We start from the raw sequence: 11971 nt of genomic DNA on the forward strand, positions 1-11971 counted from the left end.
AATATGCTTTTACATTCTGGGCTTTTTATAACATATACCATAGAGTTTAGACCCTCCATGATTTTTTAAGTTTATTAATCAGAAGGATCTCTGCAGAGGTATCTATATCCGGATTGGAATCCGGATGGTATTTTTTAGCCAAAATTTTATAGAACCTTCCAAGCATTTCCCTCTCGTCATCGTTAAACTCACTGCTGATACTGCTGCTACTGCTGCTATTAAAATAATTATTGAAATTTTCCTGATAGGCATATTTACGGTATCTCTTGCTAGTCTTTTTAATATTGATTCTTTCTTCAAGGATTTGATTCAGTTGATTTAAGTATTCAGAGTTCATTAACTCTCCGAACACATTGTAGCATCTGTCATATTCACTGGCAGCAATACCGTATTCTTTTTGAAAATCCTCTTTGGCCTGACGATACTCTTTTAATATTTCCTGGTGATGTTTACGTGCCAGATATTCCTCTGTTTGCTGGTATTCATTAAGAATTCTATCTTGTAAGGGCTCAAGCTCTGACTTTATAATCGACCATATTTCATCTCTGCTGATATTTATTCCTTTTGCTATCGAATCAATTTTATTTTCTCCTATACAGTCTTCCAAATCATAATCAATCAAGTCATAATAATGTATCACACAAAGGGAATAGGGTTTCTCTTCATGTAAACTTATCCTATAGGCTTTATTAATAGGACGTTCATATTTTTCATCACTCATTTTATAAGTATAAGTTTTACCAGTCTGCCCGTTATTAGACCAAGTATATGAATCCACCAGGATTTCTTTTGGCTCTCCTAATGTATTCGTTGGTATATCATGTAATTCTTCTATATGACAATACAAAATGACACCTCCAGGAATAATTCTACCTATGATTCACTCTACGTTTTAAGTATAGTATTCTTTAAAGTCTTATTTGTATGCAAAGGTAAACCGTAATCTGTTATTCTAAAATAGAAAGAAGCTGCCTGTACTGAATCCAACATGTTGGACAGTATTATCAAGCAGCCTCTTTCTATTTGTATATTTCTTATTATTATAATTGTTCAAATATTTTAACGCCTTTTGTATTAATATATCGATACATAATGCCGCTAAGAATTAGCAATACCAGTGCCATAAGCCCATTAATAACAGCCAGTCTTATGTTTAGTACCATCATTAATATAAAAGGTAAAAATGATAGAAACATATTTAATAAAACAGCTATTGTTGTTGAAGCGCTTTGTTTAATAACCGTTACTTCCGAAGTCCAGTTTAAATTCGGCATTTTGAGATTTACTAATAATCCAAATATAGATACAAAAAATGCAAATGCGGTTGGTAACAGTATAATTATAAATAAATCCAATAAAGATAAATGCAGTCCAATAAATACGATAATTGAATTTATGAGTATAGCAGGTATGGTTAAAATAAGATTCAGAGCAATTTTACTATTAAATATAGTCTTTTCTGTTACCGGCGATTCTTTTAATATCCATAGATTCCTTCCTTCCAGGGAAATGGAACAGGCTGTAACATTAGTCATAGCAACACAAAAACCAAACATAATTGCAATTAGCTGGCCGAATTCACTTCCAAGAATGGGCACATCAAAAAGTTCTGCAAATGTTTCTTTACTAAGAAATAAAGATGCAACAGAGCCTAAAAACATAATAACAACACCAAATCCCGTGTTAAGTACATATAGAGTAGAGGAAAAGTATCTTTTTGCTTCTTTTACCAACAGCGCTTTAAAAGGTGTAGATTGTTTCAGACTGCCTACTTTATAATTACCTCTTGTAAAATTGGACAGAATTTTTGTATTAATACTCTTAAATTCAACTCCAACTATAATAGAAAATAAAATAAATGCACCTAGGGATATACCTGCAAATAGTACAATAGATAAAATATCATATTCGCATACTGCTCCGCGAAACATTCTTGCCAGCAGATACATACTATCTACCTGATTGGTAATGGCTGTTGTTATTTCACCCATTTTTTCAGCTGAATCTGCCGTGAATATGAATGCCATATAAAGTACAAAAAATGCAGTAACAATAATTAAATTCACCAGATTGCTACGGCGAAATCTGGAGGCAATAACTGCAATAACTGTGCCGATAATCATTGCAACAATCATAGGCACTAATGGTATAAATAACATCATTACAAAACTAATAATATAAAATACAGGAGATGGTTTTACCAATATGCCATAAGCAATACTATTTGGTACCATTACTATACATGTGAATAAAATATTTAATAAATATAGTAATAGTAACCGGCTTGCTACAATCTTGCTGGTGGTTACCGGTAAAGACATAACAAGATCATAGTCCTTAAAACCAAACAAAGTTCCTTTTACTTTATTAATAGTAGTTATTATTGTAACAAGACAAGTAATTGCCATCATAAATTCAGGCATTAATTCTATCGTGTTTAGTTGCATAAAACTAGAACCTAACATAAAACTATAAAAGAAAGACGTTCCTGCAAGTAATATAAGCAGCGCAGTTACTCCAACAATAAAGAATGGGTTTCTTTTTTTAGCATTTCTGCTTCTATTAGATATATTGAAATCAAAGGCTGTACCTAATTGAACTTTGGTCAGTAACCATATTTCTCTCATAAATAACCACACCTTTCTATTTTTCTATTAATTCCATAAATAATTCTTCAAGGCTTTGGTTACCTTTTACTTCCTCTGTATTGCCGCTTGCAACTAATTTACCGCCTTTAATAATAGCGATTTTATTACAAAGCTTTTCTGCAACTTCCAATACGTGAGTAGAGAAAAAGATTGCACTGCCCTCTTGACACAACTCCGCCATATAAGTTTTTAATGTATGGGACGCCTTTGGATCCAGACCAACAAAAGGTTCATCTAATAATAATAACTTCGGTTTACGAATCAGTGCAGATATAATTGCAAGTTTCTGCTTCATACCATGTGAGTAAGAAGATAATAAATCTCCAAGGTTTGAAGTCAGCTCAAATGCATCACCATATTTTTTAATTAATTCTTCCCGTTCTATTTTAGATATGGAATAAATATCACCTATAAAGTTTAAGTACTGGATACCGGTTAAATGTTCATATAGATCCGGATTATCCGGTATATAAGCAGTTATTTTTTTACAGGCAACTCCTTCTTTCTTAATGGACATTCCATTGATTAGAATATCTCCTTCTTCAAAATCCAGAACCCCTGCTACCACTTTCAAAGTTGTAGTCTTTCCGGCGCCATTATGTCCGATAAAACCATATATGTCCCCTGCTTCTACTTCCAAGGACAAATTATCTACCGCTTTCTTTCCACCTTTGTAAACTTTACTAAAATTACGAATACTTAGCATAATTAACCTCCCACAAAACTATTATACATACATTACTATATCTAATTTTTACATAATCAGATAAATATCTAAAGATATAAACAAATAATATTCTCCCGCTATTATTTTGTCAAGTATAATACCTTCTATTAATGAACAATATTAGAGTTGCCCTTTTTAATTTAATTCCAAGTTGTTCTTGATTTTTCTGGAAATTTAGTTTATAACAGGAACATAAAGATTCAAAAAAGGCGAACAGAACAATAGAGGATTTTGACGCCAATAAAGATTTTCTACAGCTTAGATTTTGACGTCCTATAGCAGGACAACTACCAACACAGATTATAACTTAATAAGGAGGAAATAGAATGGGTGAATTATCCACACTTCCAAACATTGCCGCAAAACTGGAAGCTCAGCTTGCCGATGTTGGAATTACAACAATTAAGCAACTGCAAGAAGTAGGAAGCCGGGAAGCCTGGCTGCGCATCCTTGCTAATGACCCATCAGCCTGCATCATGAGGCTTTCTGCTCTGGAGGGCGCGATTCAGGGTATAAGATGGCACTATCTTGACGATGATACTAAGAAAAAATTGAAAGAATTTTATAAACAACATAAGGGAGCAATTATATGAATGAATATATAAACAAAAAGGAATTAATCGATGAAATTAAGAAAACCGCTGATGCCTTCATCCGGGAATTCGACGATGTGCAGAAGCTGACAAAGACCTGCGCCCGTACTGAAATGGAATCAGCTGGGCGCCTTGTATCAAAGCTTTTACGAAAAATACAGCAGCTATTCATTGGAACAGCTGCGAAAAATGTTTATCAATTCCGTTGGTGAGTTTGTCCTTTGGATTCAAAGTTTTAGTTTCAGCCTGGTGGCAGGAAATGGGCAGCTTCTACGGCAGCCAACTGGCCAATTTGGAAATGGGTGCATATCAACACCGTAGCCCCCTTCAAATCCTTCCGCAGCAAAATCCGAAAGTGGAAAAAAATGAAAGTAACTTAAACTTTTTATAAGCCAAATGTAGATTAAGAATAGTCTGAATTCAGCAACTATATGGATCCCAAAGAAACCACCCAGTACTTTATATACAAACACAAAAAGCACCTGTTATGTTTATGTTATTCCAATCTTAAGAATATAAAACATAACAGGTGCTTACGTTATATCAATATTTTATGTTTAAAAATACTTAGGTGAAACTTCCTTCTTAAATGCCGTTATCATTATTCTGCCGGTTTAACTTCTACCGTGCTTGTTGTGTCTCCATAAATAAATTTACGAAGGTCCGCTCTGGTAGTATCCCAATCTTTTGGCTCCAATACCTCTTGCATTAATTTTCCCAATTGAACTTTTGAATTTTGGTAATTGCCATCTGCAGGAATTCTGTAATTTTCTAATTGATTTACCTTTAAGCTTACTGCTTCTTCTAAATAATCATTAAATTCCTTCTGGGTAATATCTGTTTCAATTTTAACTTCAGTTAATATTTTGTCCATTAAAAATCCGAGTTCTATAATATTTTTAGATTTTAATTTGTCAAATATAGAATTAAGTACCGCTCTTTGTCTTTGTGTTCTTCCAAAGTCATTGCTTTCTGTTCCTGTAGATACCTTTCTAACTCTGCTGTATCCCAATGCCTGATTACCATTCATAATCTGTTTACCGGCAACTACCTTTCGGTTAGCCGGATTTGATATATAGTTGGTTCTATTCAGATAAGATGCTTCCTTTTCAGTAAGAGTAACCTCAACACCACCTATAATGTCTATAATACTTTCAAATTTTTCAAAGTTTACCTTTGCATAGCCATCCAATGGTATACCAAAGTTTAATTTAATGGTATCATATAAAAGATCAATACCACCTTTGGCATAAGCTGAATTGAGACGATTTTTACTATATCCCGGAATCTCAACGTATAAATCACGCATTAAAGAAGTTAACTTAAGGGACTTATCTTTTGTATTCATAGTAGCGATAATCATGGAGTCCGTATTGGAAGCACCCTGAATTTCTTCTACTCCAACCAAAAGAATATTTATTACATGTTCTTCCTCTTTAGGTTTTACAGGTCTTTCTTTATCTTTTTCTTTGTTTTCGTCATAGTCTAATTTTCCATATATATAGTTACCTGCAATATTCAGGATAAGCTTCTTTCCTACTGGTGTAAATACAAGAAATGCAACTAGTAACATAAATACAGAAAATACAGCAGCAAAAATCTTTAAACCTTTGTTTTTCTTCTTCTTTCTTTTGTTTGTACTTCTATCTTTCGTAATAACATTCTCCTCCTCTAATTCCCCACTTACTTGATCTGCAAGAGATTTATTTATTTCATAAAGAAATGTATCTTCATCTTGAAAATCATCCATTTTATTACCGAGCCTGTGAGATAATTGGTCCAAATCATTTGCTGATTTATTAGTGTCCATATCTCCTATGTTGGATCTATATTTATTCTTTTCAAAATCATCTTTATCCATTATAGCCTCTCTCCTAAATGTTTATGATATTAGCACTGCTGTAGCCTTGAACAATTATATCACAAGATTGAAAAAATAAAAGATATTTATAAAAAAATTAATAAAAATGTAAAATACATATAAGGTATGAGATGATTAGCCTCTTTAATTTCCTATATTTTTACATTTCTTACAATTTCTATTTTAAATATTGTTTGTAACAAATATTTCGAAAAATGTCAACACTGAATATCTGAATTTTTCTTCCGTTTCCGACAGCTTCTATTCAAAATATCTTTCCCATATGCACTCTCATTTATCATAGTTATATACTTTCGTATTGGAAATTATATTTGCCTGATAAAGAATTTTATGGCTCTTTATTAGAAAATGAAATTATACAATAGATATATATAAATGACTTTTGAATTAAGATATAAAAAGGATGTATTACATAATTAGTTTTGTAATACATCCTAATTTCTTCATGGTAGCAATAAGGTAAATATAATTTACATCCTACCCCGTATTTAAAATTATAATAAATTCTTTCTCAATTCCTCTTCTGATTTTATGGAAAGGTATGCCGGAGCTATATCAAATACGGTTTTTGCACCAGAAACGCCCTCTTTATTAAGTCTAAATGCTGCCCTTGCATAGGCAAGTAGTACATTTGCAGTAAAATCCGGATTAGAATCCAATTTTAAACTATATTCAATAAGATGTGAATGTTCCTTATTCATTCCAGTTTTTCCGCTACGGATTACAAATCCTCCATGAGGAATTCCACTATGATTTTTCTCTAATTCTTCTTCTGATATAAAATGTACAATTGTATTATATTCAGCAAAATAATTTGGCATATTCTTAATGGTTTCTTCAATCTTAGCTTTGTCCGCTCCTTTTTCTGCCACAACATAACACTCTCTAAGATGCTTTTCTCTTGCTGTAAGAATTGGATTTTCTCCTTTCCTCACCTTCTCTATTGCATCTTCAATAGGTACCGTATATTGTTTTGCATTCTTTACACCTTCTATTCTTCTGATTGCATCAGAATGTCCCTGGCTCACACCTTTTCCCCAGAAAGTATAATCATTTCCTTCCGGTAAAATCACATTAGCCATTAATCGGTTTAAAGAGAACATACCCGGGTCCCAGCCGCTTGATATAACGCTTACATGTTTACCCGCTTTTGCTGCTTTATCCACTTCTGCGTAATATTCCGGTATTTTAGCATGGGTATCAAATCCATCTACTGTATTAAAGCAATTTGCAAATTCAGGCCCCTGCTTTGGCAGGTCAGACATACTGCCTCCGCACAATATCATAACATCAATTTTATCCGTCATATTCTTTGCTTCATCAATAGGATAGGCTTTCACACCTTGTGTTGCAACTTTAATGGAAGATGGATCACGCCTTGTAAAGATTCCCACAAGTTCCATGTCTTCATTTTGTCTGATTCCAAGCTCTGCGCTTTTTCCTAAATTGCCATAACCGACGATTCCAATTCTAATCTTTTGCATCATTATACCACCTTTTTTGTTCATAACTATTTTGTGTCTATCTATATTATCTACTTTTTTCTTTTGTATAAACTTTTAAATACTAACTTATTCATTATACTTTCTTTTTTCATATAAACTTTTCTATTTATATTTGTTTAAATCTGCTTTCCAATATTCTACTTCATATTTGTCAGATTTCTCATGTTTTCCTTTATATGCTGAGCGGTTTATTTTAACAATCCAATCATCATCATTTTTATGTATTATTTTAAAAGCAAATTTATCGTATAGAAGAAAATCATTGTTTGCACTAGCAGCTTTACCTTCCTTATTAAGCGACATAATATAATGATAAGCTTTATAGTTTCCATCTTTAGATGTTTCATAAAATGATTCCGTATATTCATAATATTTTTCCAAAATATCATAAGGGATATATTCGCAAACAATTTTTAAAACCTTTTCTACCGTCAGCTTGTGTTTAATTTCATCAGAATGAGTAAAATCAATAGTTATATCTGTAATTACCTTATTATCCCCAGTTGCTGCTAATAGCAATTTGTCTTCATATTCTGAACTTGTTTTATCAACCATAACTTGTTTATAATTAGCCCAGAATTTTTTTGCTTCCTTGTAATCCCCATAAAATTTGGGATGGGAATCCAATGTTAATATTTCCAAATCTGATAAAGTATTTTTATCGGTACTTTTATTTTCACTTATATCTTCACTTGCATTCTCTTTTTTATTGTCACTTTTATTTTCATTATCATTATCATTTCCTTTTATTCCAATAATAACTATTATTATAACTAATACAACAAAGATTTTATATATACGACCAAATTTCTTTTTTGCTTTATGTACCTCTTCATAATTTATTGTATTAATATCAATATTACTCTCAGAATCCGTATTTGTTACAGTATCAGGGTGAATTTCATCATTCGTGTAAAATTTAATATTCGCATTAATTTTTGAATTCGTATTAATTTCAGTATTTATATGTGTATAAACAATCTTATCCGATTTTTCATAAGTCAAATCAGTTCCACAACCGGGACATACTTTTTCAAATGTTTTCTTTCCGCAATTATTACATATGCGGGGATTCTCTCCCACTAGCACTCCACAGCCAGGACACTTGCTTCCGGTAAAAGTTTTTCCGCAATTAATGCATATATTCTCAAAATCATTTGATCCACAATTTTTACATTGTAAAATATTATCTTCTGCTTTTGTTCCGCAATATTCACATATTTTCATGTAACTTTCTCCTCGTATTTATCTACTTTCTCACCATAATTATCCTACACTGACAGCCGAAAATATCATATAACTTTACCCTATCTATATGCTATTAGCCACGAAAGCATAAGTTTATGTATAACATTAATATTTTTTGTTTATGGACATTCAACCTTTTGGGGATTTCCTAATCCCTTGCTCTGTGTATTCTTTTACTTGCTTACATGTGGAGTTATTGTATTCACGATTAATAATATATAATTTTTATTATAAAATCAAGCATATTAAATATAATACAGTACCATGAGGAGTATAAGATTTTGAATACCAGGTTATATCAATGCTAACATTGGCAGGGAAAGAAGCTATTAATTCTGCACTATTAAATAAATACACTTGTATGAAATAGTGCTTTCATTAAAGGGAACTCTATCAAAAATAAAAGTTCCTAAAAAAGCTGCTATCGTAAATGTTATGATAGCAGCTTGCTTTACAATTCCATATTAGTTTTGTTCCTGTAATAATCTTTTATGCTCCTCTTTAATCCGGGTCAGTAATTCATGATCCTCCAGCAAATCAAGTGCAGTGAAGCTTAATACTTTTGCACCTAGCAATACAGAAGCAAGCCCCTTCTCGGAGCAGGCAGCTGCCTTCATTTCCTCACTATGTCCTGCAACCGGAACATCGGTAATGGAGATATGGGGCTGTATTACCGGAATTACCTGTGACACATTCCCTACATCCGTTGAGCCTAAAGGACCGTTCTTTTCTTCAGGTGTTATAACTTCTCCAAACAACTTCAGGTTTTTCTCATAAACCGCATCAAAGGAAGGTGTGGGAATGGTATTCTCCACTCTGTTCTGATAGGGTTGTATTCGTCCTCTTGCACCGGTGGCAAGAGCTGCTCCTTCTACAATATGCTCAACCTTTTGATATACCTCTTCCAGTTTCGGTGCCGTTGCTGCACGAAGATAGAATTTTGCCTTGGCATATTCCGGTACAATATTGGGAGCATCACCGCCATTCGTGATAATACCATGGATACGTACATCCTTTGTTAGATGCTGTCTTAGTGCATTGAGCGAATTGTATACCTGAATGATTCCGTCCAGTGCATTTACCCCCTTCTCCGGTGCACCTGATGCATGAGCAGCACGACCCCAGAACTCAATATCAACAGGGGCACAACCTAAGGATACACCTGTCAGTTTATGAGTATCGGCACCAGGATGCACACATAGCGCCGCATCTACATCCCGAAAAAATCCTTCCCGGACAAAGCTTCCTTTTGCACTTCCGTTCTCTCCGCCTTCTTCCCCTGGCGTTCCATATACCCTGATTTCCCCGCCTGTTTCCTGTATTACTTGTTTCAATGCTGCTGCCGCCAGCAATGAGGTGGTCCCAAAGAGATTATGTCCGCATCCGTGCCCCAGCCCCTCTAAAGCATCGTATTCCGCAAGAAATGCAAGTACAGGTCCGGGTTTACCAGACTGATAAACCGCTGAAAAACCTGTTCTATGACCGGCTACATCGGTTTTTACTTCAAAGCCTTCCTCTGACAGCTGCTCAGACAAACGCTTACATGCGTAAAACTCATAATTGCTTACCTCCGGATGCTCATGGATATCCAGAGCTATCTTTTTATAGGTATCTCCCTTTCTATCAATAAACTCTGTTAACTGTTTTCTTCTGTCCATCGTTATTCCTAACCTTTCTGATTTGCTTATATAAAAAACATCGTCGTTCCTAACTTTTCTGATTTACTTATATAGAAAACATCCCCATTATCTAACTAATCTGTTTAACCTCATCAGGAAGCGAACTTGGCTGTATGCAAGTTGAATATCCGCTTTGGCTTCTTCATACTCAGCTTCTAAAACTCCCCCTCTTCCGTACAGTAAACATAATGATTCGGTTTCACTTCCCTAAGCTTAAGCCCTTCTCTTTCCAGTGTGGGGGTATAGGATATCCGCCTCCTGTTTCGTTCATAATAGGGATCCGGTAGTGGGATTGCCGAGATCAGGCTTTTTGTATACGGATGAATGGGATGATTATATACTTCTTCCGCCTCCCCCATTTCCAGGAGCTTTCCTTTGTACATAACACCGATACGATCAGAGATATATTTCACCATGGACAGGTCATGGGCAATAAACAGATAGGTAAGCTTTTTGGTTTTCTGTAATTCCTTCAAAAGATTGACTACCTGGGCCTGAATGGATACATCCAATGCTGAAATCGGTTCATCACAGATAATTAACTTTGGGTCCAGTGCCAATGCTCTTGCAATTCCTACTCGCTGGCGCTGTCCTCCGGAGAATTCATGAGGATAACGGGAAGCAAAGTCCATGCTTAAGCCTACCGTTTGTAACAAATCAGCCACGATATCATTCCGCTCTTTTTTGGAAGCACCAATCTTATGTATGGTTAAGCCTTCCGCAATAATGTCACCTATTTTTTTGCGCGGATCCAGGGATGCATAGGGATCCTGAAAGATAATCTGAACCTCCTGCCTGAATTTCATTAAATCTTTATTGCGGCTGACCCTGGTGATGTCCTGGCCTTTATAGCGAATGGTTCCTGCAGTGATATCCAGAAGCTTAACAATCATACGCCCGGTCGTGGTCTTCCCACAGCCCGATTCCCCTACCAGCCCGAAGGTTTCCCCTTCCCTAATATAAAAGCTGATATCATTTACCGCATTTACTTTCAGAGAACCTGTATCATAGGTATGTACCAGATTTTCCACCTCAAGTATTTTAGTTATTCCATCTATCTTAGTTATTCCATCCATACTCAAACCTCCAGTCTGTTACTCATTAACACAAGAGGCCAGAACCTCTGTCTCGTTCACTTGCACGGATTTTCTTTTACTCTTAATAAATTCCTCTCTGCGCTTTTCAATCGCAGCGGGCGGATTTACTTTCGGTGCCCGGGGATCTAATAGCCAGGTAGCAGCATAATGTGTGTCACTGACTTGAAACAAAGGGGGTTCATATACATCATCCACTGCCAGTGCATATTCGTTTCTTAGAGCAAAGGCATCTCCTGCCGGGGGGTTTAGTAAATTCGGAGGTGCGCCGGGAATAGTATATAATGAAGCAGTATTGGTATCCAAGGTCGGCATGGAATTTAATAGTCCCCAGGTATATGGGTGTCTCGGATCATAAAAAATCTCATTGGAGCGTCCGATTTCAATAATCTTTCCGGCATACATTACCGCCACCCGATCCGCCACATTCGCCACCACACCCAGGTCATGGGTAATAAAGATAATCGAGGTATTAATCTTATTCTGAAGAGATTTCAGTAAGTCAATAATCTGTGCCTGCATGGTTACATCCAGGGCAGTGGTCGGTTCATCTGCAATCAGCACCTTGGGATCACATGCCAGTACAATGGCAATA

General features: G+C 35.1%; 13 protein-coding genes. 3 read left to right on the top strand and 10 right to left on the bottom strand.

Annotated features, from left to right (window positions below; genetic code table 11):
• Positions 1 to 46 precede the first annotated feature (46 nt).
• The 3 genes from RT261_RS12955 to RT261_RS12965 all read right to left on the bottom strand — a co-directional run bounded on the left by RT261_RS12955 (position 47) and on the right by RT261_RS12965 (position 3354).
• Complete coding sequence (locus RT261_RS12955) at positions 47 to 847, bottom strand: hypothetical protein (RefSeq protein WP_313133065.1); 801 nt, start codon at positions 845 to 847, stop codon at positions 47 to 49.
• 193 nt (positions 848 to 1040) lie between these two features.
• On the bottom strand, positions 1041 to 2627 hold the full coding sequence (locus RT261_RS12960; RefSeq protein WP_313133066.1) for a hypothetical protein: 1587 nt from the start codon (positions 2625 to 2627) through the stop codon (positions 1041 to 1043).
• A 16-nt stretch (positions 2628 to 2643) separates the two neighbouring features.
• Entirely contained in the window at positions 2644 to 3354 is a 711-nt protein-coding gene (locus RT261_RS12965; protein WP_313133068.1) for an ABC transporter ATP-binding protein, read from the bottom strand.
• A 347-nt stretch (positions 3355 to 3701) separates the two neighbouring features.
• On the opposite strand from RT261_RS12965, the gene RT261_RS12970 reads away from it, so the two are divergent.
• The 3 genes from RT261_RS12970 to RT261_RS21165 are packed head-to-tail and all read left to right on the top strand — an operon-like array spanning position 3702 to position 4289.
• Positions 3702 to 3968, top strand: coding sequence for a TfoX/Sxy family protein (locus tag RT261_RS12970; RefSeq protein WP_313133069.1), 267 nt, complete (start codon positions 3702 to 3704; stop codon positions 3966 to 3968).
• Complete coding sequence (locus RT261_RS12975) at positions 3965 to 4180, top strand: hypothetical protein (RefSeq protein WP_313133182.1); 216 nt, start codon at positions 3965 to 3967, stop codon at positions 4178 to 4180. The genes RT261_RS12970 and RT261_RS12975 overlap by 4 nt, the downstream gene beginning before the upstream one ends.
• Entirely contained in the window at positions 4101 to 4289 is a 189-nt protein-coding gene (locus RT261_RS21165; RefSeq protein ID WP_442871777.1) for a ClbS/DfsB family four-helix bundle protein, read from the top strand. The genes RT261_RS12975 and RT261_RS21165 overlap by 80 nt, the downstream gene beginning before the upstream one ends.
• Here the strand turns inward: RT261_RS21165 and RT261_RS20945 are convergent.
• The 7 genes from RT261_RS20945 to RT261_RS13010 form a co-directional block, all read right to left on the bottom strand.
• Positions 4196 to 4441 carry a hypothetical protein gene (locus tag RT261_RS20945; protein WP_331665482.1) on the bottom strand — a complete coding sequence of 82 codons (246 nt, stop codon included), beginning with the start codon at positions 4439 to 4441 and terminating at the stop codon, positions 4196 to 4198. The genes RT261_RS21165 and RT261_RS20945 overlap by 94 nt on opposite strands.
• Before the next feature lie 128 nt (positions 4442 to 4569).
• Positions 4570 to 5829, bottom strand: coding sequence for an LCP family protein (locus RT261_RS12985; protein ID WP_313133071.1), 1260 nt, complete (start codon positions 5827 to 5829; stop codon positions 4570 to 4572).
• 515 nt (positions 5830 to 6344) lie between these two features.
• Positions 6345 to 7358 carry a diaminopimelate dehydrogenase gene (locus RT261_RS12990; protein WP_331665483.1) on the bottom strand — a complete coding sequence of 338 codons (1014 nt, stop codon included), beginning with the start codon at positions 7356 to 7358 and terminating at the stop codon, positions 6345 to 6347.
• Positions 7359 to 7457: 99 nt separating this feature from the next.
• Complete coding sequence (locus RT261_RS12995; protein WP_313133072.1) at positions 7458 to 8582, bottom strand: zinc ribbon domain-containing protein; 1125 nt, start codon at positions 8580 to 8582, stop codon at positions 7458 to 7460.
• Positions 8583 to 9067: 485 nt separating this feature from the next.
• Positions 9068 to 10261: a M20 family metallopeptidase gene (locus RT261_RS13000; protein ID WP_313133074.1), complete on the bottom strand. Its 1194-nt coding sequence runs from the start codon at positions 10259 to 10261 to the stop codon at positions 9068 to 9070.
• Positions 10262 to 10437: 176 nt separating this feature from the next.
• Positions 10438 to 11358 (bottom strand): ABC transporter ATP-binding protein, encoded by a 921-nt coding sequence (locus RT261_RS13005; protein ID WP_313133076.1) that lies wholly within the window; start codon positions 11356 to 11358, stop codon positions 10438 to 10440.
• Between the two features lie 18 nt (positions 11359 to 11376).
• On the bottom strand, positions 11377 to 11971 hold a 595-nt coding region (locus RT261_RS13010), incomplete at its 5' end, for an ABC transporter ATP-binding protein (RefSeq protein WP_313133077.1).

It is taken from the genome of Anaerocolumna sp. (assembly GCF_032079385.1).
In the GTDB taxonomy this organism is placed as follows: domain Bacteria; phylum Bacillota; class Clostridia; order Lachnospirales; family Lachnospiraceae; genus Anaerocolumna.

What these genes read in the sequence shown, in the direction of transcription:
- RT261_RS12960 (WP_313133066.1), bottom strand. Translation starts at nt 2,627, where the DNA reads ATGAGAGAAATATGGTTACTGACCAAAGTTCAATTAGGTACAGCCTTT.
- RT261_RS12965 (WP_313133068.1), bottom strand. Translation starts at nt 3,354, where the DNA reads ATGCTAAGTATTCGTAATTTTAGTAAAGTTTACAAAGGTGGAAAGAAA.
- RT261_RS12970 (WP_313133069.1), top strand. Translation starts at nt 3,702, where the DNA reads ATGGGTGAATTATCCACACTTCCAAACATTGCCGCAAAACTGGAAGCT.
- RT261_RS12975 (WP_313133182.1), top strand. Translation starts at nt 3,965, where the DNA reads ATGAATGAATATATAAACAAAAAGGAATTAATCGATGAAATTAAGAAA.
- RT261_RS12985 (WP_313133071.1), bottom strand. Translation starts at nt 5,829, where the DNA reads ATGGATAAAGATGATTTTGAAAAGAATAAATATAGATCCAACATAGGA.
- RT261_RS12990 (WP_331665483.1), bottom strand. Translation starts at nt 7,358, where the DNA reads ATGAACAAAAAAGGTGGTATAATGATGCAAAAGATTAGAATTGGAATC.
- RT261_RS12995 (WP_313133072.1), bottom strand. Translation starts at nt 8,582, where the DNA reads ATGAAAATATGTGAATATTGCGGAACAAAAGCAGAAGATAATATTTTA.
- RT261_RS13000 (WP_313133074.1), bottom strand. Translation starts at nt 10,261, where the DNA reads ATGGACAGAAGAAAACAGTTAACAGAGTTTATTGATAGAAAGGGAGAT.
- RT261_RS13005 (WP_313133076.1), bottom strand. Translation starts at nt 11,358, where the DNA reads ATGGATGGAATAACTAAGATAGATGGAATAACTAAAATACTTGAGGTG.